6 protein-coding genes are annotated in these 20,878 nt (G+C 78.5%); 3 read left to right on the top strand and 3 right to left on the bottom strand.

What is annotated here, in order from left to right; all coding sequences use genetic code 11:
• Positions 1-14: 14 nt before the first annotated feature.
• Positions 15-10,067 carry an IPT/TIG domain-containing protein gene (locus tag EDC03_RS14380; protein WP_123380957.1) on the bottom strand — a complete coding sequence of 3,351 codons (10,053 nt, stop codon included), beginning with the start codon at positions 10,065-10,067 and terminating at the stop codon, positions 15-17.
• 248 nt (positions 10,068-10,315) lie between these two features.
• Here EDC03_RS14380 and EDC03_RS14375 point away from each other — a divergent pair, with 248 nt between their 5' ends.
• The 3 genes from EDC03_RS14375 to EDC03_RS14365 all read left to right on the top strand — a co-directional run bounded on the left by EDC03_RS14375 (position 10,316) and on the right by EDC03_RS14365 (position 19,354).
• The gene (locus EDC03_RS14375) at positions 10,316-11,650 is read left to right on the top strand and encodes an NAD(P)/FAD-dependent oxidoreductase (protein ID WP_123380956.1); all 1,335 of its coding nucleotides are present in this window, start codon (positions 10,316-10,318) and stop codon (positions 11,648-11,650) included.
• 134 nt (positions 11,651-11,784) lie between these two features.
• Positions 11,785-13,434: an ABC-F family ATP-binding cassette domain-containing protein gene (locus EDC03_RS14370; RefSeq protein ID WP_123381081.1), complete on the top strand. Its 1,650-nt coding sequence runs from the start codon at positions 11,785-11,787 to the stop codon at positions 13,432-13,434.
• 133 nt (positions 13,435-13,567) lie between these two features.
• Positions 13,568-19,354, top strand: a complete 5,787-nt coding sequence (locus EDC03_RS14365; protein ID WP_123380955.1) for an Ig-like domain-containing protein — start codon at positions 13,568-13,570, stop codon at positions 19,352-19,354.
• A 72-nt stretch (positions 19,355-19,426) separates the two neighbouring features.
• Here the strand turns inward: EDC03_RS14365 and EDC03_RS14360 are convergent, their stop codons facing one another.
• Positions 19,427-20,380, bottom strand: a complete 954-nt coding sequence (locus EDC03_RS14360; RefSeq protein ID WP_123380954.1) for an acetamidase/formamidase family protein — start codon at positions 20,378-20,380, stop codon at positions 19,427-19,429.
• Between the two features lie 97 nt (positions 20,381-20,477).
• Entirely contained in the window at positions 20,478-20,870 is a 393-nt protein-coding gene (locus EDC03_RS14355) for a universal stress protein (protein WP_123380953.1), read from the bottom strand.
• Positions 20,871-20,878 lie beyond the last annotated feature (8 nt).

Here is a 20,878-nt window from a genome sequence, read left to right as displayed (position 1 = left end):
CCCGCGGTGCGGCGTCAGGCCGTGCGCATCCAGCGGCCGGCACGACGCCCGCCGACGACGAGGCCGCCGCCCGCGAGGAGGACGAGGCCGCCCAGCGCGGCGCCGAGGACCAGCTCGCCGCCCGTGCGCGGCAGGGCCGTGACGGTGGACGTCGCCGCGGGCGTGACGGTGAAGGAGTCGAGGACGACGAGGCCGGCGGCGGGCCGGGTGGCGGCCACGGGCGTCGTCGCGAGCGGCACCGCGGCGGCGGGGGCCGTCGTCGTGGCCGCCGGGGCCGCCGCCGCGGGGGTGGCGGGCGCGGTCGGCACCGGGTCCGCGGCGGCCGGGACGGCGGTGGGGACGGGTGAGCCGAGGACGACGACGCCCTCCTCGGCTGGCGGGGCGGGCGGCGCGGGCACGGGGTCGGTGACCACCGCGGCGCGCACCGTGCCGCGCGAGACGGGGGGCGGCTCGGCGGACCTCACGGCCGGGACCGGCTCGGCGGCCGGCTCCGGCGTCGTGGCGGGCTCCGGCGCGACGGCCGGGTCGACCGCGAGCGCGACCGCCACCGGCTCGCCGCGGACGCCGTCGCGGTCGACGACGCCCACGGTCCCCTCGACGGACCCGCCGGCCGGGACGGTGACGACGAGCTCGTCGCCGTCGACGGCGAGCGCACCGTCGGCGTCGTCCTCGAGGACGGCCACGGCGTCGGTGCCGTGCAGCGCCAGCGGCAGCCGCACGACCTCCCCGGCGGGGACGGGCACCGGGGTGTCGCCGGCCAGGGTCACCTCGGGGCGGACCTCGAGGGCCACGGGCACGGGCAGCCCGCGGAGGCCGTCCAGGACGGGAACGAGCTGGACCGCGGCGAGGCCGCTGGTGCCGTGGGGGTCGACGACGAGGACGTCGCCGCGGACGGAGGCGTCCACGCCCTCGGGCGCCACGACCTCCACGTCGCCGCCGCCGACGACCGCGGGCAGCGGCACCTCGACGGCACCGTCGCCCGTGCCGCGGGCGTCCGGGGCGGGGACGTCGCCCAGCCCGGGCGCGACCTCGACGACGAGCTCCAGCGGGGCGGCCGCGGGGGTCGACGCCGCGGGCTCCCCGGCGGTGTCCTCGGCGTCCTCCTCCGTGCCCTCGGCGGGCGCGGCCGCCGGGTCGGCGACGGGCGTCAGCGTGAGGACGGAGCGGCCGGCGACGCCGTCCGCGGCGAGGTGGAGGACTCCCCCGTCGACGACCGCCGCGAGGCCGTCGCCGGCGCCGGTGACGTCCACGGTGCCGAGGTCGTCGGGCAGCGGCACCGCGAGGGAGGCGGTGCCGCCGCCGTCGAGGGCGAGCCGCAGGTGCTCCCCCCCGGCCAGGGGCGCGTCGTCGGCGACGTCGACGAGGACGACGTCCGTGGACGCCGTGCCGGCCGCGCGGTCGACGGCGTGCCGCACGAGGGCGGTCCGGCCGCGGACCCCGTCGGCGGCGGCGACGTCGAGCGTCCCCGTCGCCGGGTCGAGCCGGGCCGACGCGAGGAGCGCCGGGTCGGGCGCCCCGACGAGCTGCCAGGTGACCCGATCGCCCGCCGGCCCGCCGGCCGCGAGGGCGGCGGACCCGCCCGGCGCGACGGCCACGACGGGTCCCCCGGCGCCGGTCGCGGCCGAGGCGCTGCCGGCCCCGGTGCCCAGCGCCAGCGCGCCGGCGGCGACGAGCGCCGCGAGGGCGAGCGGTCGCACCCGGGCGGGCCGGGCGGTGCCCGGACGGCGCGCGGGGACGGCGGTGCTGCGGTGCATGGGGACGTCTCCTCGGTCGGCGTGCTCCCCGACCGCATCGGCAGGCGGGACGGCCGCTGGAGCGACCCGGCGCACGGTCCCCCCGGACGGGCGCCGCCGGCGCCCGACGAGGACGAGGCCGGCGCCCGGCAGGAGGAGCAGGAGCCCGAGCCCCACGAGGGGCGCGACCTCCGCGCCGGTCCGGGCCAGCCGGTCCGGGAGCGAGGTGCCGCCGGAGGCCGACGTCGTCGGCGCCGTCGAGGTGCCCCACCCTCCGGAGGTGCCGGAGCCGCTGGAGCTGCCCGACCCGGTGCCCGTGGAGGTACCGGGGGCCGGGGTCGTGGTGCCGCCGCCCGTCCCGGTGCCGCCGCCGGTGCCGCCCGTGCCGCCCGTGCCGCCCGCGCCGCCCGTGCCCGGGTCCGGCGTGGGCGCCGGCGTGGGCGCCGGCGTGGGGGTCGGGGTCGGCGTGGGGGTCGGCGTCGGGGTCGGGGTGGGGGTCGGCGTCGGCGTCGGGTCCGGCGTGGGGTCCGGGTCCGGCGTCGGCGTCGTGGTCGACGCGAGGTAGGTGTAGGCCGCGGGCGCCGAGGCGTCGAGGCCGGGCAGGACGACGCGGACGTCGACCGTCCCGGGCCGGACGCCGGCGGGGACGACGGCCTCCACCGTCGAGGGCGCCTCGACGGCGGCGGCGGACAGGCCCTCCGGCGTCACCGCGACGACCTCCGTGGCGGCAAGGCCGCCGAAGAGGACCTGCACGGCCGGGCCGAGGCCCTCGCCGGTGATGCGCACCCGCTGACCGCCGCGCAGCACGCCCTTCGCCGGGGAGAGCGAGGTGATGGTCGGCGCCAGGTACATGAAGGTGCCGGCCTCGACGACGCCGTCCGGCGTCACGAGGAAGATCGTCAGCTCCTCCGCCGCCTCGTGCGGCGGGGCGTCGAAGGCGACCCAGGTGCCGTCGGGGGCGACCTCGGGGTCGGTGACCGTCATGGGACCGACGCGGACGGCCGTGGTGGCGCCGAGCCCGGTGCCGCGGACGACCACGCGGTCGCCGCCGTGCGAGCGGTCCACCGCCTGCACGGGCCCGGTGACGTCGGCCATCGAGCCGTCGTCGACGTAGGTGTACGTGCCGGCGGGCAGGAACGCGCCGGTGCCGGTCGTCCCGACCCGCACGAGGACGGGCTGCGGCCCGGGCCTCGTGCCCGCGGGCACCGTGAAGGACACCGAGGAGCCGTCGCCGCCGACGACCACGTCGGTGGCCGGGCGGCCGCCGACGAGGACCGAGGTCACGCCGCCGAGGCGCGAGCCGGTGACGACGGCAGGGCGGCCGCCGCCGAGGGGGCCGGACGCCGGGTCGAGGCGCACGACGGTCGGGCGGGGCGCCGGGGGCGCCGCCGTGTAGGTGAAGGTGCCGGCGTCCACGGGGCCGCCCGTCGTCTGCAGCTGCAGCGACGTCGGGCCCACCGCCGCGCCCGGGGGCGTGCGGAGGACGAGCGAGCCGCCGTCGTCGGCCACGGCGACGACCTCGGCCGCCCGGTCGCCGACGAGCACGGCGGTGACGCCGCGCAGGCCGGAGCCGAGGACGGTGACGAGGGTGCCGCCGCCGAGGTCGCCGGAGCGCGGCTCCACGGCCGTGACCTCGGCGGCCACGGCCGCCGGCGCCTCGTACGTGAAGGTGCCGACGGGGACGAGCCCCGCGGGCGTGCGCAGCTGGACGGTCACGGGCCCCGGCGCGGCGCCCGCGGGCGTCATGAGCCGCAGCGCCGTGCCGTCGGCGGAGACCCGCACCGCGGGGGCGGGTCGGCCGCCGACGAGGACGACGCTGACCCCCGCGAGGTCGCGGCCGCTGAGGACGACCTCGGTGCCCCCGGCCACGGGGCCGGCGGCGGGCGCGAGCCCGGTGACGACGGGGAGCGCCTGCTCCGGGGCCGTGTAGGTGTAGCCGCCGACGAGCTCCGGCCCGGTGGCGGGGCGGACCCGCACCTCGACCGTGCCGGGCGCCGTCCCCGCGGGCACGACGACGTCGAGCTGGTCGGTGCCGGTGCGGGCGGTCACCTCGGCCTGGCGGCCGTCGACGAGGACGGACGTGGCCGTCGCGACGCCGGGGCCGGCGAGGCGGACGGTGGTCCCGCCCGCGAGCGGGCCCGTGCCCGGCGCGACGACGAGGGCCGGCGCGACGTGGTCGAGGTCGCCCGCGGGGCGGCTGCCGCCGGGGAAGGTCAGGACGACGGGTCGGGCGCCCGGCGTCGGCTGCGCCGGGGCGCGGAACGTCAGGGACGTCCCGTCGTCGGCGACCGCGACGCCCGTGGCGGGCACGCCGCCGACGGTCACGCCGACGAGGCCGCCGAGACGGGTGCCCGTCACGCGGACCTCCTGGCCGCCGCTCGTGAGCACGGTGCCCGGCGAGAGCGTGGCGACGGCGGACGCGGTGCCGTCGTCGACGTAGCGGTAGGTCGTCGTGCCGCCGCCGCCCGGGAGGGTGACGACGACGTCGACGACGCCCGGCGCGGTGCCCGGGGGCACCGTGACCGAGATCCGGCCCGGGCCGAGGACGACCGGCGCCGACGTGGCGCGCCCGTCGACGGCGACCCGGGTGGCGAGCTCGAGACCCGCCCCGGTGAGCTCGAGCGTCGTGCCGCCGGCCAGCGGGCCCGCGGCCGGGGACGCCGTGACGGCGACCTCGGTGCGCACGTAGGTGAGGGCGCCCGCCGCGAGCGTGCCCGTGGGCAGCCGCAGCGTGACGTCGACCGTGCCGGCGGCGTGCGCCGGGGCGAGGAAGGTGACGGACGTGCCGTCGACGGCCACGACCACCCCGGTGGCCGCCTCGCCGTCGACGAGGACGCCGGTGGCGCCGACGAGGTCGGTGCCGGTGAGGACCACGCGGCCGCCGGCCAGCGGGAGCCGGGCGGGGTCGAGCGCGGTCACGGACGGGGCGCTCGCGGCGACGTAGGTGAAGGTCGTCGAGACGTCCGCGCCGGGCAGGGCCACGAGGACCGCGGCGCCGCCCAGCTCGCCGGGGGGCGTCGTCACGACGACGGCGTCGGGGCCGTCGGCGCGCAGGTCGGTGGCGGGGACGCCGCCGACGAGGACGCCGGTGGCCTGCCCGAGGCCGGAGCCCTGCAGGCGCAGGCGGGTGCCGCCGGTCGTCGGGCCGCTGAGCGGGCTCGCGGTGACGACGGGGAGGACCGAGACGAGGTCGCCGAGGTCGACGCGGTCGCCGCTGGGGAGGACGAGCACGACGTCGCGGGCGCCGGGGGCGTCCACGGCGGGGGCCACGAGCACGAGGTCGTCGCCGTCGGTACGCCACCGGACGGGCTCGCCGCCGACGAGGACCTCGGTGCCGAGGTCGAGGCCGGTGCCGGTGACCCGGACGTCGACGCCGCCGGTCGTGGGGACCGTCGACGGCGCGAGGCCGCCGGCGACGACACCGGTGCCGTCGGCGAGGTAGGTGAAGCGGGCGGTCGCGTCGCGGCCGGGCAGCGTGAGCACGACGTCGACGCCACCGGGCAGCCCCGCGGGAGGGGTCACGAGGCGGACCTCGTCGGCGTCCACGCGGCGCACCTCGACGGGCGTGCCGCCGACGGTCGCGCCGGTGGCGGCGCCGGCGCCGCGGCCCGTGAGGACGACGACGGTGCCGCCGCGCTGCGGGCCCTCGGCGGGCACCGCGGCGACGTCCACGCCGACCAGCTCGAGCGTGCCCGCCTCGACGGTGGCGCCGGACGGCAGGACGAGGACGACCCGGGCCGGGCCGGGCTCCTCGGAGGGGGGGACGACGAAGGACAGCCAGGTCCCGTCCGCCGCGTGGCGCACGTCGTCGGCGCGGACGCCGTCGACGAGCACCTCGACGACGCCGGCGAGGCCGGCCCCCGTGAGCGTCACGCGGTCGGTGCCCGTGGTGAGCACCGCCTCGGGCGCGAGGTCGGCGACGGAGGTCAGCGAGCCGTCGTCGACGTAGGTGTACGTGGTGGCCGCGTCCTCGCCGGGCAGCTCGACGAGGACGTCGACCGTGCCGGCGCGGGTGCCCGCGGGCACCTCGAGGACGAGGGCGCCGCCGTCGACGACGAAGGGCACGTCGCGGCCGTCGAGCCGGACGGCCGTGGCCCGGTCGACGCCGTCGCCGGTGAGGCGCAGCGTCGTCCCGCCGGCCAGCGGGCCCGCGGGCGGGTCCGCGACGACGGCGACGGCGCTGTAGGTGAAGACGCCGGCGGTGGTGCCGCCGCCGGGGGCGGACAGGACGACGTCGGCGCCGCCCGTGGCGCCGGCGGGCGTCGTGAAGGTCAGCGACGTGCCGTCGGCGGCGACGACGAGGTCGGTCGCCGGGGCGCCGCCGACGAGGACGGCGGTGACGTCGCCGAGGCCGGTGCCGACGACGGTGACGGGGGTGCCGCCGGCCGTGGGGCCGGTGGCGGGGGCCAGGGCCTCGGCGACGGGGCGCAGCGGCTCGGGGAGGTAGGTGAAGGACGTCGTCGCGTCGGCGCCCGGGAGCTCGACGCGCACGACGACGGAACCCGCGCGGCCGGACGGGGCGGCCGGGACGAGGACGGCGACGGCGTCGCGGCCGACGACCTCGAGGCCGGTGGCCGGCACCCCGTCGACCGTGACGGCCGTGGCGGCGGTGACGCCCGCGCCGGTGAGGACGAGACGCGTGCCCCCGGCGAGCGGGCCCTCGGCGGGCTCCGGCGCGACGGTGACCGGCACGTAGCCGAGCGAGCCGGCGTCGAGCGTGCCCGCCGGGAAGGTGATGACGACGACGGCCTCGCCGGCGCTCTCGCGCGGCGGCGCCGTGAAGGTCACGGAGGTGCCGTCGGGGGCGACGACGACGCCGGTGGCGGGGACGCCGTCGACGGTGACGCCCGTGGCGGGGGCGAGGCCGGTGCCCGTGACGGTGACGGTGGAGCCGCCGGAGGTCGGCACCTGCCCGCCCGCCGTGGCGCCGGGCGCGCCGGCCGGGACGTCCGGGTCGAGCGGCTCGGCCGTGGCGGCCGTGCCGTCCTCGACGTAGGTGAAGGTCGCGGAGGTGTCGGCGCCGGGCAGCTCGACGTCGACCGTCACCGGGCCGGCTGTCGCGCCGACGACCGCACCGGCGGGGACCTCGAGGAGCAGGGTGCCCTCGGAGCGGCCGAGGACCCGCACCTCGGTGCCGGCCACGCGCACCGCGGTGGCGCGGTGCAGCTCGGGACCGGTGGCGGTGACCTGCGTCGTCGCCCCGAGGGCCGCGGCGGACGGCTCGAGGACGACCGTCGGGACGGTGCGGACGACGGTGCCGGCGGCGAGCGTCGTGCCGGCGGGGAAGCCGAGGACGACGGCGGCGGCGCCGGCCGCCTCGACGGGCGGCAGCACCGCGGTGATCGTGCGGCCGTCGGCGGCCACGGCGAGGCCCGTGAGGACCGTGCCGCCCGCGGTGACGGACGTGACGTCCTGCAGCCCCTCGCCGCGGACGGTGAGGACCTGGCCGCCCGTCGTGGGGGCGGCCGCGGGGGCGGTGGAGGCCACGACGGCGGCGGCGCCGTCGGCGCGGTAGGTCAGCGTGGTCGTCGCGTCCGCGCCGGGGAGCTCGACGACGACCGCGGCGGCACCGGGCAGGTGCGCCGGCGCGAGGACGACGAGACGGCCCGGGGAGCGCTCGACGACGACGGCGGGGACGCCGTCGACGGTGACGCCCGTCGCGAGCTCGAGCGTCGCGCCGACGAGGTCGACGCGGGTGCCGCCGGCGGCGGGGGCGGTCGCGGGGTCGGCGGTCGCCGTCGGGGCGACGTAGGTGACGGTGCCCGCGGCGACCCGGCCGGCGGGGTAGCGCAGGACGACGGGCTGCGGCCCGGCGTCCTCGGCGGACGGGACGACGGCGGTCACGCCGGCGGCGTCGACGCGGACGCCGGTGGCGGGCACGCCGCCGACGAGCACCTCGACGAGGCCGTCGAGGTCGGTGCCGCGCACGGCCAGCCCGACGCCGCCCGCGGTGGGCGCGTCGAGGGCGACGGGGCCGGTGACGCGGCCGCGCGAGCCGTCCTCGAGGTAGGTGAAGACCCCCGTGGCGTCCTCGCCCGGCAGGGCGACGACGACGCCGACCGTCCCGGGCGCGGTGCCCGCGGGCACGGTGACGGTGAGGGTGCCGGTGGTACGGCCGGTGACCGCGGCGGCCCGGCCGCCGACGGTGACGCCGGTCGCGAGGGAGAGGTCCTCGCCGCGGCGACCGGTCACGGTGACGGAGGTGCCGCCCGCGAGGGGACCGTCCACGGGGGACAGCTCCACGTCGACGCGCAGGGAGACGAAGGTGCCGGCGTCGAGCGTGCCGCCGCGGGGGAACGTGACGACGACCGCGCGGTCGCCGGAGACGGTGGGCGGGGCGACGGCGGTGAGGCTCGTGCCGTCGGCGGAGACCGCGACGTCCGTGGCGGGGACGCCGCCGACGAGGAGGTCGGTGGCGCCCTGCAGGCCGGTGCCGCGCACGACGAGGCGCGTGCCGCCGGTGGAGGGCCCCGAGGAGGGCTCGAGCGAGACGACGGTCGAGGCCGAGCCGTCCGCGACGTAGGTGAACGTCGTCGTGGCGTCGGCGCCCGGGAGCTCGACGACGAGGGCGGTGGCGCCGGGGGCGGTGCCCCGCGGCGTCGTCACGGCGACCTCGTCGGGCCCGCGGACCTCGAGGTCGGCGACGGGGCGGCCGCCGACGGAGGCACCGGTGGCGGCGCCCACGCCCGCGCCGCGGACGACGACCCGGTCGCCGCCGGCGAGCACGCCCTCGGCGGGCGTGGCGACGACGGTGACGGGCGTGACGGAGAGGTCGCCGGCGCGGAGCTCGCCGGCCTCGAGCCGCAGGACGACGGGCAGGTCGCCCGTCACCTCCGACGGCGGGGACGTGAAGGACACCGACGTGCCGTCGGCCGCCACGGCGACGTCCGTGGCGGGCACGCCGCCGACGGTGACGCCGGTGACGTCGGCCAGGCCGGTGCCGGTGACGACGACGCGGGTGCCGCCGGTCGTCGGCGTCGTGCCGGGGGCGAGGCTCCCGACCGTCGCGCGGGAGCCGTCGTCGAGGTAGCGGTAGGTCGTGCGGGCGTCGAGGCCCGGCAGCGCGACGACGACGTCGACGTCGCCGGGGGCGGTGCCCGCGGGCACCACGACGGCCACGGCCGCCGTCCCCGCGCCCGACCCGTCGTCGACGACGGCGACGGGGCCGGCGTCGCGGCCGCCCACCGAGACGGCGGTGGCGCGCTCGACGCCCTCGCCCCGCAGGACGAGGCGCGTGGTGCCGGCGAGCGGGCCGCGCGCGGGCTCCGGGACGACGCGGACGGCCCGGTACGTGAGGGCCGCGGAGCGGGAGGTCGTGCCGCCGGGCGTGGTGACCTCGACGGCCACGGCGCCCTCGGCCTCCGCCGGGGGCAGAGCGGCGGTGAGGCTGCGGCGGTCCGCCGCGACGACGACGTCCCCCGCGGCGACGCCGCCGACCCGCACCTGCGTGGCGCCGGGGGCGAAGGGGCCGCCGGTGACGGTGAGACGGCCGCCGCCGGTCGTGAGCGAGGAGGTGGGGGTGAGGGCGTCGACGGCGGGCGCGCCCGGGACCGGCGTCGTGCAGCCCGCGGTGGTGACGACGACGCTGCCGGTCGTCGAGGCGACGGGGAGGCCGAGCAGGGTCTTGGCGACGAGCTGCACGTCGACCCGCAGCGCGGTGGCGCGGGCCGCGGCGGGGGTGCCGGCGGCGGCCGGGGTGACGACGCGGGCGTCCGGGCGGGCCGTGGCGACGAGCTTCGCGTCGAGGAGGCCGTCGACCGCGACGGCGGCCTCGACGCGGGTCGAGGGGGCGTTCACGTCGACCGTCGCGCCGAGCACCTGGAGGCCCGCGACGCGCGAGGAGGCGGTCGGCGTGCCGTACGTGGGGCAGGAGGTCGCCGCCTCGAGGGCGGTCGCGCGCACGAGGGGGAGGCCGAGCACGTCGACGCCGAGGCCCTCCACCCGCGTGGAGGAGGAGGCGCCGGCGGTGTCGGCGGTGGAGGAGGAGGTCGCCGTGGTGCTGCGGGCGAGACCGCCGCCGAGGCCGGGCAGCACGCCGAGGTCGGCGACGCTGCGGGTCGTCGACGGCGGCGCCGTCGTGGCGAGGGCCTGGGCGTCGACGTCGAGGAGGGACAGCAGGAGGACGTCGAGGTCGAGGTCGACGCCGAGGGCGGTCGCGTCCGCGGCGCCCGTGCCCGCGGGCGCGGCCAGCGCGGCGGGGGCGGGCACGAGGGCACCGCCGACGATCGCGGCCACGAGGGCGGCGACGAGATGGCGACGGGCCGCGGGGGGTCGTGCGCTCCCCCGGCGGCCGGTCCTGCTGGTCGTGCCCGACGTCGTCGGCGTGCTGTCCATGCGTGTCCCCCAGAGCAGGCGTCCCCATCGGCTGGAGACGTCGTGCCCCGGGCAACGGTCGAGGCGCGCCGAGGCTTGACCGCGGTTCAATTCCCGGGTCACCCGTCCGGACCATCGCCACCCGGCCACCGCTCGCGCCCGCCGCGTCCCTAGGCTGTGCCCCGCACGAGACGACCGTCACACCGCCGCCACGCCCCCCGACGTCCTCGGACGTCGCCGGGACCCGCCCGTACCGCCCGAGGAGACCCATGACCACCACCGCCACCGGCCGGCCCACGGTCGTCGTGCTGGGCGCCGGGTTCGCCGGCCTCTCGGCCGTCCGCGAGCTCCAGGGCGTCGACGCCGACGTCCTGCTCGTCGACAAGAACGCCTACAACCAGTTCCAGCCGCTGCTCTTCCAGGTGGCCACGGGCGGTCTCAACCCCGGCGACGTCACCTACTCGCTGCGCTCCTTCACCGGCGGCCGCCGCCGCGTGCGCTTCAAGCAGGCCACCGTCACGGGCGTCGACGCCGCCGCCAAGGTGCTGCGCACCGAGTCGGGCGACGACATCGCCTACGACTACCTCATCGTCTCCAGCGGCATCACGGCGAACTACTTCGGCATCCCCGGCGCCGAGGACCACACGCTGACGATGTACACGCGCGCCGGCGCCATCGAGGTGCGCGACCGCCTCCTCACCGCCTTCGAGCGGGCCGCCGAGCGCGGCGGCGAGGCCCCCTGCGTCGTCGTCGTCGGCGGCGGCGCCACCGGCACCGAGATGGCCGGGGCCATCGCCGAGCTGCGCAGCACCTACGTGGCCAAGAACTACCCCGAGCTCGACCCGACGGCCGTCCGCGTCGTCCTCGTCGAGATGCTCGACGTCGTCCTCGGCCCGTTCGAGGACCCGCTGCGCCAGTACGCGGCCAAGGCGCTGCGCGACCGCGGCGTGGAGCTGCGCCTCGGCGCGGCCGTCGCCGAGGTCCGCGAGGACACCGTCGTGCTCAAGGGCGGCGAGGAGCTCCCCTCGGTCCTCACCGTCTGGGCCAGCGGCGTCTCCGCGCCGCGCAGCCTCAAGGACTGGGGCTTCCCCCAGGGCCGCGGCGGCCGCCTCCAGACGGACGCCGACCTGCGCGTCCAGGGCAGCGACCACGTCTTCGCCGTCGGCGACGTCGGCGTCGTGGACGGCGCGGCGCTCCCGCAGCTGGCGCAGCCCGCCATCCAGACCGGCAAGCACGCGGCCGCCAACGTGAAGCGTCTGGTGCAGGGTCAGGCCACGGCCCCCTTCGCCTACTCGGACAAGGGCACGATGGCGATCGTCGGCCGCCTCGCCGCCGTCGCGGACATCAAGTGGCCCTTCGCCGGCAAGTTCACGGGCGCCATCGGCTGGCTCATGTGGATGGGCCTCCACATCGCGCTGCTGCACTCCTGGCGCAACCGGATCGCGACGCTGGTCAACCTGACGACGCACTACGTCACCGCGTCCGGCGGTCGCAACGTCATCGCGGGCGAGCCGAAGGACGTGCCCCAGCACGGCCGCGAGGACTCCGACGGGGCCGAGGCGTCCCGCGACCCGCAGCTCGAGCGCCAGGGCGGCCACGCCTGACCACCGCCCACCCTCGACAAGCCCCCGTCTCGACCTTAGGTAGAGGTCGAGGCGGGGGCTCCGTCGCTCCCGGGCACCCGGCCGGCGGGGGACCCGTTGGCCCGCGGGCCCGGGCGCCTGCCAGGGTGGCGCGCGTGAGCTCCGGTACCGCCACGCTCGTCGCCCGCGGCCTCGCCGCCGGGCACGCCGACCGCACCCTCTTCGCCGGCCTCGACCTCGTCGTCGCCCCGGGCGACGTCGTCGGGCTGGTCGGCGCGAACGGCGCCGGCAAGTCGACGCTGCTGCGGATGCTGGCCGGGCTCGACGAGCCGCAGGAAGGTTCGGTGGCCACGACGCCGCCCGGCGCGGCCGTCGGCTGGCTCCCGCAGGAGGTCGAGCGGCGCGCGGGCGAGGACGTGCTCGGGCACCTGGCCCGCCGGACGGGCGTCGCCGCGGCGCAGGCCGCGATGGACGCCGGCGCGGAGGCGCTGGCCGAGGGCGCGCCGGGCGCGGACGACGTCTACGCCGACGCCCTCGACCGCTGGCTCGCGCTGGGCGGTGCCGACCTCGAGGAGCGCGCCGACGCCGTCCTCGAGGACCTCGGGCTCCCCCTCGACACCACCGCGGCCATGACGTCGCTCTCGGGCGGCCAGGCCGCCCGCGTGGGCCTCGCGGCCCTGCTGCTCTCCCGCTTCGACGTCGTGCTGCTCGACGAGCCCACCAACGACCTCGACCTCGACGGCATCGCGCGGCTCGAGCGCTTCCTCGCCGAGCAGCGCGCCGGCGTCGTCGTCGTCAGCCACGACCGCGAGCTGCTGGCCCGCACGGTCACCCGGGTCGTCGAGCTGGACCTCGCCCAGCAACAGGTCTCCGTCTTCGGCGGCGGCTACGAGTCGTACCTCGAGGAGCGGGCCACCGCCCGGCGGCACGCGCGCGAGGAGTACGAGGAGTACGAGGACAAGCGGTCCGCCCTCACCGACCGGGCGCGCATGCAGCGCAACTGGCTCGCCAAGGGCGTGCGGGACTCCGTCAAGAAGAAGTCGGACCCGGACAAGCACATCACCCACAAGGCCCGCGAGGGCTCGGAGAAGCAGGCCGCCAAGGCCCGTCAGACCCAGCGGATGATCGAGCGGCTCGACGTCGTCGAGGAGCCCCGCAAGGAGTGGGAGCTGCGCTACACGATCGCCGCCGCGCCCCGCTCGGGCTCGGTCGTCGCCACCCTGCGCGGCGCCGTCGTCCGCCGCGGCGGCTTCACGCTCGGGCCGCTCGACCTCCAGGTCGACGGCGGGGACCGGATCGGCGTCACCGGCCGCAACGGCGCCGGCAAGTCGACGCTCCTCGCGGCGCTGCTGGGCCGCGTGCCGCTCGACGAGGGGGCCGGCGGGCTCGGCGCCGGGGTGGCCCTCGGCGAGGTGGACCAGGCGCGGCGGGCCCTCGGCGCAGCGGACCGACCGCTGGTCGAGGCCTTCGCCGCGCACGTGCCCGACCAGCCCACCGCCGAGGTGCGGACGTTGCTCGCGAAGTTCGGCCTCCGCGCCGACCACGTGCACCGGCCGACGTCGAGCCTGTCCCCCGGCGAGCGCACCCGGGCGGCACTGGCGCTGCTGCAGGCCCGCGGCGTCAACCTCCTCGTCCTCGACGAGCCGACGAACCACCTCGACCTCCCGGCCGTCGAGCAGCTGGAGGCGGCGCTCGAGGCGTACACCGGCACGCTGCTGCTCGTCACGCACGACCGCCGGATGCTCGAGGCGGTCACGCTGACGCGCCGCTGGGACGTCGAGGACGGGCGCGTCACCGAGCGCTGAGGACCTCGGCGCCGGGCGCCCGCAGGCGCGCAGGAAGGTCCCCCGGACGGCTCAACCCGGGCCCGGTCGCGGCCGATGAGGCGTCGGAGGGCGGCATCCCGCCCCTGCAGGTCCGACCCCCGAGGACGCCTCGATGCCGCTCGACCACGCCCGCGCCCCGCGCCCCGCCGCCCGCCGCACCCCCGGGCTGCGCGCCCTGCTGCGGCGCGCCCGCCGCCAGGGCACCGTCGCCGTCGTCCTCTCGCTGCTGGCCGGGCCGCTGCTGGCCGTCGCCGTCGCGCCGGCCGCGTCGGCCGCGATCACCTCGCCGTTCGAGCGGCAGTTCGTGGCGAACACGAACGGCGACGTCGTCGTCGTCGGCAACACGCTCATGAGCTGCGCCACGGGGTCGACCGCCGCCACCGGCGGGGGCTCGACGTGCGCGGGCGCCCGGGCCGGCACGGCCGAGAAGAACAACAACAACGACTGGGCCATGACGGCCGTCGACGTCGACGCCGACCCCTCCACGTCGAACAGCTCGTCGGCCACGCTCACCCTGCCGCCCTCGGGCGGCGTCCTCTACGCCGCGCTCGTCTGGGGCGCCAAGACGGACGGCGCCACCGGCGGCGCCGCCGCCCCGGCACCGGCCTCGCGCGGCAGCGTGCGCCTCACGGGCCCGGGCGGCTCGTCCACGACGGTCACCGACCCGGCACCGCTCGCGGGCCAGGACAGCGCCTACCAGGCCTGGGTGGACGTCACCGAGCAGGTCCGCACGGCCGGCAGCGGCTCCTACACCGTCGCCGGCGCGCAGCTGGGGACGGGCCAGGACCGCTACGCCGGCTGGTCCCTCGTCGTCGCCGTCGCCGACCCCGACGCCCCGGCGCGCAACCTCGCCGTCTTCAAGGGCTTCGGGACCGTCCGCAACGCCGACGCCGACCGCGTCGCGGACATCCCCGTCAGCGGGTTCCTCACCCCGGCGGAGGGGGCCGTCCGCACGACGATCGGCATCGTCGGCTACGAGGGCGACCTCGGCCTCACCGGTGACCGCCTGCAGCTGCGCCGCCAGGGCTCCGCCACCTTCCGCGACGTCACCGACGCCGCCAACCCCGCCGACAACGTCTGGAACTCGACGATCAGCACCCGCGGGGCGGACACGACCGCCCGCTCGCCGCGCCACGCGAACCAGATGGGCTTCGACGCCGACACCCTCGTCGCCGACGGCCTCCTCGGCAACGACGAGACCTCCGCGACCCTCCGGCTCACCACCGGCGGCGAGACCTACTTCCCCGGCGCCGTCACCTTCGCGACCGACCTCTACGAGCCGCAGCTCGAGGGCGCCAAGCGGGTCGACGACGTGAACGGCGGCCTGCTCCAGCGCGGCGACGTCCTGCGCTACACGGTGCCCGTCTCCAACACCGGCCTCGACACCGCCTCGTCGGCGCGCATCGTCGACGCGATCCCCTCCGGCACCACGTACGTGCCCGGCTCCCTGCAGGCCGGCAGCGGCACCGGCCCGTCGGACGCCGAGCTGGACTTCACGCCGGTCTCCGACGCCGGGGGCGACGACCGCGGCACCTACGGGACCGGCCCGAACGGCGGCTTCGTCCAGGTCACCGTCGGCGAGGGCGCCACCGCCGCGTCGGGCGGGCGCGTCCCGCCGACCTCGACGGTCGCGGCGGGCGGCACGACCCACCACGCCCTGCGCTTCGACGTCAGGGTCGACGGCGACGTCGCCGACGGCGCGCGCCTCCTCAACGTCGCCGAGCTGCTCTTCCGCGGCGCCACGACCGGCGCCTCGTCGACGTCCGTCTCGAACGCCGTGACGTCCGTCGTCGACGGCACCGCCCGCGGCGGCGGCACCCCGCTGACGACCTCCCCCGACGTCGCCACCCTCCGGCCCACGCCGTCCACGCCCACCGTCCAGGTGCCGGTGCTCGCCAACGACGGCGGCGACGGGCTGACCGTCGTCGAGGTCACCGACGCGGCCGGCGGCCTCGTCTCGCTCGAGGGCGGCACCGTCACCTACCGCCCCGCGGCCGCCTTCGCGGGCCGCGACGCCTTCACGTACACCGTCCGCGACGCCCACGGCGCGACGGCCGCGCAGGTCGTCTACGTCGACGTGGTCAACGACGCCCCCGTCGCCGCCGACGACGCGGCGACCACGACGCGCAACGGCGAGGTGCTCGTCCCCGTCCTCGCGAACGACACCGACGCCAACGGCGACGCGCTCCACGTCGTCTCGGCCGGCGCCCCCCGGCACGGCACGGCCGTCGTCGACGGCGCCGGCGTCCGCTACACGCCGGCCCCCGGCTGGACGGGCACCGACTCCTTCCCCTACGTCGTCTCCGACGCCCGCGGCAGCCGCACGACGGGCACCGTGACGGTCACCGTGGCCAACCGCGCCCCCGTCGCCGTCGCCGACTCCGCGGAGACCGTCGTCGACGGGGCGGTCGACGTCGCCGTGCTCGCCAACGACACCGACGCGGACGGCGACGTGCTGTCCGTGGTCGACCTCGTCCAGCCCGCGGGCGGCGGCACCGTCTCCCTCCGCCCCGACGGCACCGTCCGCCTGGAGCCGGCCGCGGGCACCGCCGGCACGGTGACGTTCACCTACCGCGTCACCGACGGCCTCGCCACGAGCGACCCCGCCACCGTCGCGGTCGTCGTCCAGGGCCCGCCCGTCGCCGCGCCCGACACCCTGGACCTGGCCACCGGCCAGGCGGGCGAGGTCGACGTCGTCGCGAACGACAGCGACCCGAACGCCGGGGACACGCTCCGGCTCACGACCGTCACCGGCGCCGTCGAGGGCGCCGACGCGTCCGTCCTCGACGCCCGCCGCGTGCGCTACACGCCCGCTCCCGGCTTCGCAGGCACCGACGAGCTCACCTACACCGTCACCGACGGCACCAGGACCGCCACGGGCACGTTGACCGTCACCGTCCGCAACGCCCTCCCCGTCGCCCGGGACGACGCGGCCGGCACGCCCGTCCGCACCCCCGTCGACGTCGACGTGCTGGCCAACGACACCGACGCCAACGTCGTGCCGGGCGGCCGCCACAACCAGACGCTCGTCGTCGTCCGCGAGTCGCTGCGGGCCCTCGGCGACGACGCCCGCGCCTCCGTGGCGCTCACCGACGAGGGCCTCGTCCGCGTCACCCCTGCCGCCGGCACGACCGGCGAGGTCCGCGTGGCCTACACGGTCGACGACGGCGCGGGCGGCACGGACGACGCCGTCCTCACGGTGACGGTCTCCGACCGGACGCCCGTCGCGGCCGACGACCTCGGTGCGACGACGGCCACCTACGGCTCCGTGGACGTCGACGTCCTCGGCAACGACACCGACCCGGACGGCGACGCCCTCCGCGTCACGGCCGTCGGCACGCCCGTCGACGCCGACGGCACCGCGCGCGGCACGGCGGAGCTCGTCAGCACGCCCGAGGGCCCGCGGGTCCGCTACACCGCCCCGCGGGACGGCTGGGCCGGCCCGGTCCGCCTCTCCTACACCGTGACCGACGCCCCCGAGGGCGAGCCGGCCGGGCGCACGGCGTCCGCCGTCGTCGAGGTCGAGGTCGGCAACGAGGCCCCCGACGCGGGCCCGGTGCTGGAGGAGGAGCGGGCGACGGCCGAGCCCCTCGTCGTCGACCCGCTCGGCGGGGCGGTCGACGCGAACGTCCCGGCCACGCCGGGCCAGGAGCTCACGTGGCGCGACGCCACGGCCGACGGCGCGGTCGACCTGCGCCGCACCGACGACGGCCTCCTCGAGGTCGTGCCGCGCCGCGGCACCCGGGGCCTCGTGACCGTCACGTGGACCGTCTCCGACGGTGCCGGCGGCGAGGCGACCGGCTCCCTGGAGCTGACGCTGACCAACACGCCGCCGACCGCCGTCGACGACGCGCTCGAGCTGCCCGCCGACGCCGGCACCACGGTCGTGCCGGTGCTCGACAACGACTCCGACGCCAACGGCGACGAGCTGGCCGTCACGGCCGTCGGCCCGGTCGTCTCGGCCGACGTCCCCGACGGCCGGGTCGCCGGCACCGTCGAGCTCGTCGACGGCGTCGTCCGCCTCACGCCGACGACGGGCTTCGCCGGCAGGGCGACCGTCACGTACACCGTCTCGGACGGCGAGGAGAGCGCCACCGCGACCGTCACGGTGACCGTGGCCAACACCCCGCCCACGGCGCCCGCGTCGCTGACGACGGTCGTCGACCCCGACGTCCCGGCGTACGTCGACGTCGTCGGTCGCACCACCGACCCCAACGTCGGGCCGACGACGCAGCGCCTCGCGGTCGACCTCGGCCGCACCCGTGCCGACCGCGGCGCCGCCGTGGACGTCGCAGCCGACGGGCGCCTCCGCGTCACGCCGGCGCAGGGCACGAAGGGCGACGTGACCGTCACCTACGTCGTCGTCGACGGCGCCGGCGGCGAGGCCTCGGGCACCCTCGTGGTCACCGTGCCGAACCTCGCCCCGGTCCTTGTGGACGACGCCGTGGACACCGACAGCGGACGGGCCGTCGTCGTGCCCGTCCTCGACAACGACCGCGACCCCAACCACGACACGATGCGCCTCGTCGCCGTCGGGATGCCCCTCGACGACCGGCAGGAGGTCCAGGGCACCGCCGTCGCCGAGGGCGGCAAGATCACGTACACGCCGCCGGCGGGCTTCAAGGGCGTCGTCAGCTTCTCCTACGAGGTCGAGGACGACGAGGGCCTCCGGTCGCGGGCCACGGCCACCGTCCGGGTCCGCAACGCCGCCCCCACGGCGGCCGACGTCCGCGAGACGACCCCGTCCGCCACCCCCGTCAGGGTCCTCGTCGACGCGCAGGACAGGAACGGGGACACGCTGCGCGTGCTCCTCGTCGACGGCGACGCCGGCCTCCCCCGCGACGCCCGGGGTGTCCGTCAGGGCACCGCGGCCGTCGTCGACGGGCGGCTCGTCTACACGCCGCCGACCGGCTTCCGCGGCGTCGTGACCTTCCCCTACGTCGTCGACGACGGCGACGTCGACGGGCGGGCGAGCGCCCGCGTGACGGTCACCGTCGCCAACGCCGCCCCCGTCGCCGGGGACGACAGCGCCCGCACGCCGCGGGGTCGCGCGGTCGCGGTGGACGTCCTCCGCGACGACACCGACGCCAACGGCGACCGGCTCGTCGTGGCCCCCGGCTCCCTGACGGGGCCGGTGGACGCGACCGGCACCCAGCAGGGCTCGGTGACGATCGACGACGACGGCCGGCTCCGCTGGGCGCCGCCCGCCGACTTCGTCGGCACGGTGACCCTCACCTACCGCGCCGACGACGGCATAGACCTCTCGCGGCCGGCCACCGTGACGCTCCAGGCCGTTGCCCCGCCGCCGGCCACGCAGGTCGACCGGCGCACGACGACGCGCACCGACCAGCCGGTCGAGGTCCCGCTGGACGGGCTGACCGGCGACGTCGTCCTCGTCGACGTCGAGGGCGCCGACCACGGCACCGTCGAGGTCAGGGGCGGCCGGCTCGTGTACACGCCGGCGCCGGGCTGGACGGGCACGGAGACCTTCACCTACACGGTGCAGGACGAGCTGGGGCAGCGGACCACCGGCACCGTGACGGTGACCGTGGCCGGCGCGCCGGTCGTCGTCCCGGACCCGACGCCCGGCACGGGCGACGGCGGCACCGGCACGGGCTCCGGCACGGGCTCCGGCACGGGCTCCGGCACGGGCTCAGGGACCGGCACGGGGACGGGCACGGGGACCGGCACGAGCTCGGGCACCGGCACCGGCACCGGGACGTCGCCGCGCTTCCAGCTGCTCGACCGCTTCACCGTCGACGGCCCCGCCGCCGCGGTGGTGGACCGGCTCGCGCGGACGGGCGCCGACGTCGGCGGCCCGCTCGTGGCCGGCGGGGCGCTGCTCCTCCTCGGCGCCGGGGCGCTGCTCCTCGCCCGGCGCCGCCGGGCGCAGGACTGAGCCGGCACCGTCCCGGCACCCGTCCCGGCCGGCCTCCGGGCCGGCCGGGTCGGGCAGGACAGGACGGGTGCGTCAGACGTGCGGCCAGCCCGGCAGCAGCCGGCGCGGGACGTGGCAGGTGACCACCCAGTGCGGGGCGTCGACCACCTCGGAGACCCGCAGGTCCGCGGCGAGCGACAGCAGGAGGTAGGCGTCCTCGCGGGACGTCCCACGCTCCTCGACGAGGAGGTCGACCGCCTGGCGGACCGCGTCCCGCGAGCACTCGAGGAGGTCGTCGCCCACGCCCGTCGTCGCGAGCGTCGTCTCCAGCCGGAGCGTCCGCAGGTCCGTCACGACGACGGGCGAGGCGGGCGCCCGGCCGGGCGCGACGGTGAGGCGGACCCGCACGAGCGCCGACGTCTCCACGCCGGTGCCGCAGACCTCGCCGTCGCCCATGACGGCGTGGACGTCGCCGAGGGAGAAGAGCCCGCCCTCGACCCCGACCGGGAGGACGACGCGGGCGCCCGGGCCGACGTCGCGGATGTCGAGGTTGCCGCCCCAGCGGCGCGGCGGGACGACGCTGTGCGGGCCCGGCTCGGGCGGGGCCACGCCGATCGTCCCGACCATGGGCGCGAGCGGCAGGACGACGTCCGGCAGCAGCTGGACCCCTCCGCCGCCCGGCGTGGAGTCCACCGCGGAGGTGCGCAGGTACGGCTCGGGGAACTCGTCCGCCAGCAGCCCGAAGCCCGGGATGAGGGCCGACCAGCCCCACGTGTCGAGGTCGACCGACAGGACGTCGACGACGAGCGCGTCCCCGGGGCGGGCCCCCTCGACGAAGAAGGGGCCGACGACGGGGTTGATGCGCCGCAGGTCGAGCACGGCGATGTCGGCGGCGGTGCTGCCGGGGCCGAGCTGGCCGCCGGAGGCCTCCTGCGTGAGGACCTCGACCTCGTCGCCGGAGCGGACGACCGCCACCGGGTCGAGCGCGCGGTCCCAGACGGTGTGCGAGGCGGAGACATGGGTCCCGCGCGGTCGGGGGAGGGGCACGGCCACCTGCTTCCCGCGGGCGCCGGGCCCGCGTCGGTCCGGGTCGGTCGGGGTCGGTCGGCGTGCCGTCCGGGTGCCGGCCCCGGGCGGCGGGGCGTCAGTCGTGCTGGACGGCGAGCACCGGGCAGGGCGCGTCGAGGAGCACGCGCTGGGAGGTGCTGCCCATGAGCATCTTCCCCACGGGCGAGCGCCGGCGGAGGCCGATGACGACGAGCTCGGCCCCCACCTCGTCGACGAGGTCGAGGAGCGTGTCGGCGGGCGCCTCGTCGCCGGTGCCCCGGCGCACCTCGTGCTCGACTCCGGCCTCGGCCAGGAGCGCGTCGAGGTCGGCCAGCTCGGCGTCGTCGGCCACGAAGTCCTGCGCGAACTCGCTGCTGCGGGGCACGTTGAGGGCCACGAGACGGACGCCGCGCGAGCGGGCCTCGTCGACGGCCCGCTCGAGGACGAGCGCGCCCTCGCGGCTGGGGACGTAGCCGACCACGACGCTCACGGGGGCCT

The sequence above is a fragment of the Pseudokineococcus lusitanus genome (assembly GCF_003751265.1).
GTDB lineage: Bacteria > Actinomycetota > Actinomycetes > Actinomycetales > Quadrisphaeraceae > Pseudokineococcus > Pseudokineococcus lusitanus.
The sequence above is the reverse complement of the archived record's forward strand: the minus strand, read 5'-3'. Positions and strand labels throughout refer to the sequence as shown.

Bases quoted from the DNA above. Each gene is read 5' to 3' on its own strand.
- EDC03_RS14380 (WP_123380957.1), bottom strand. From the start codon at position 10,067: ATGGACAGCACGCCGACGACGTCGGGCACGACCAGCAGGACCGGCCGC.
- EDC03_RS14375 (WP_123380956.1), top strand. From the start codon at position 10,316: ATGACCACCACCGCCACCGGCCGGCCCACGGTCGTCGTGCTGGGCGCC.
- EDC03_RS14365 (WP_123380955.1), top strand. From the start codon at position 13,568: ATGCCGCTCGACCACGCCCGCGCCCCGCGCCCCGCCGCCCGCCGCACC.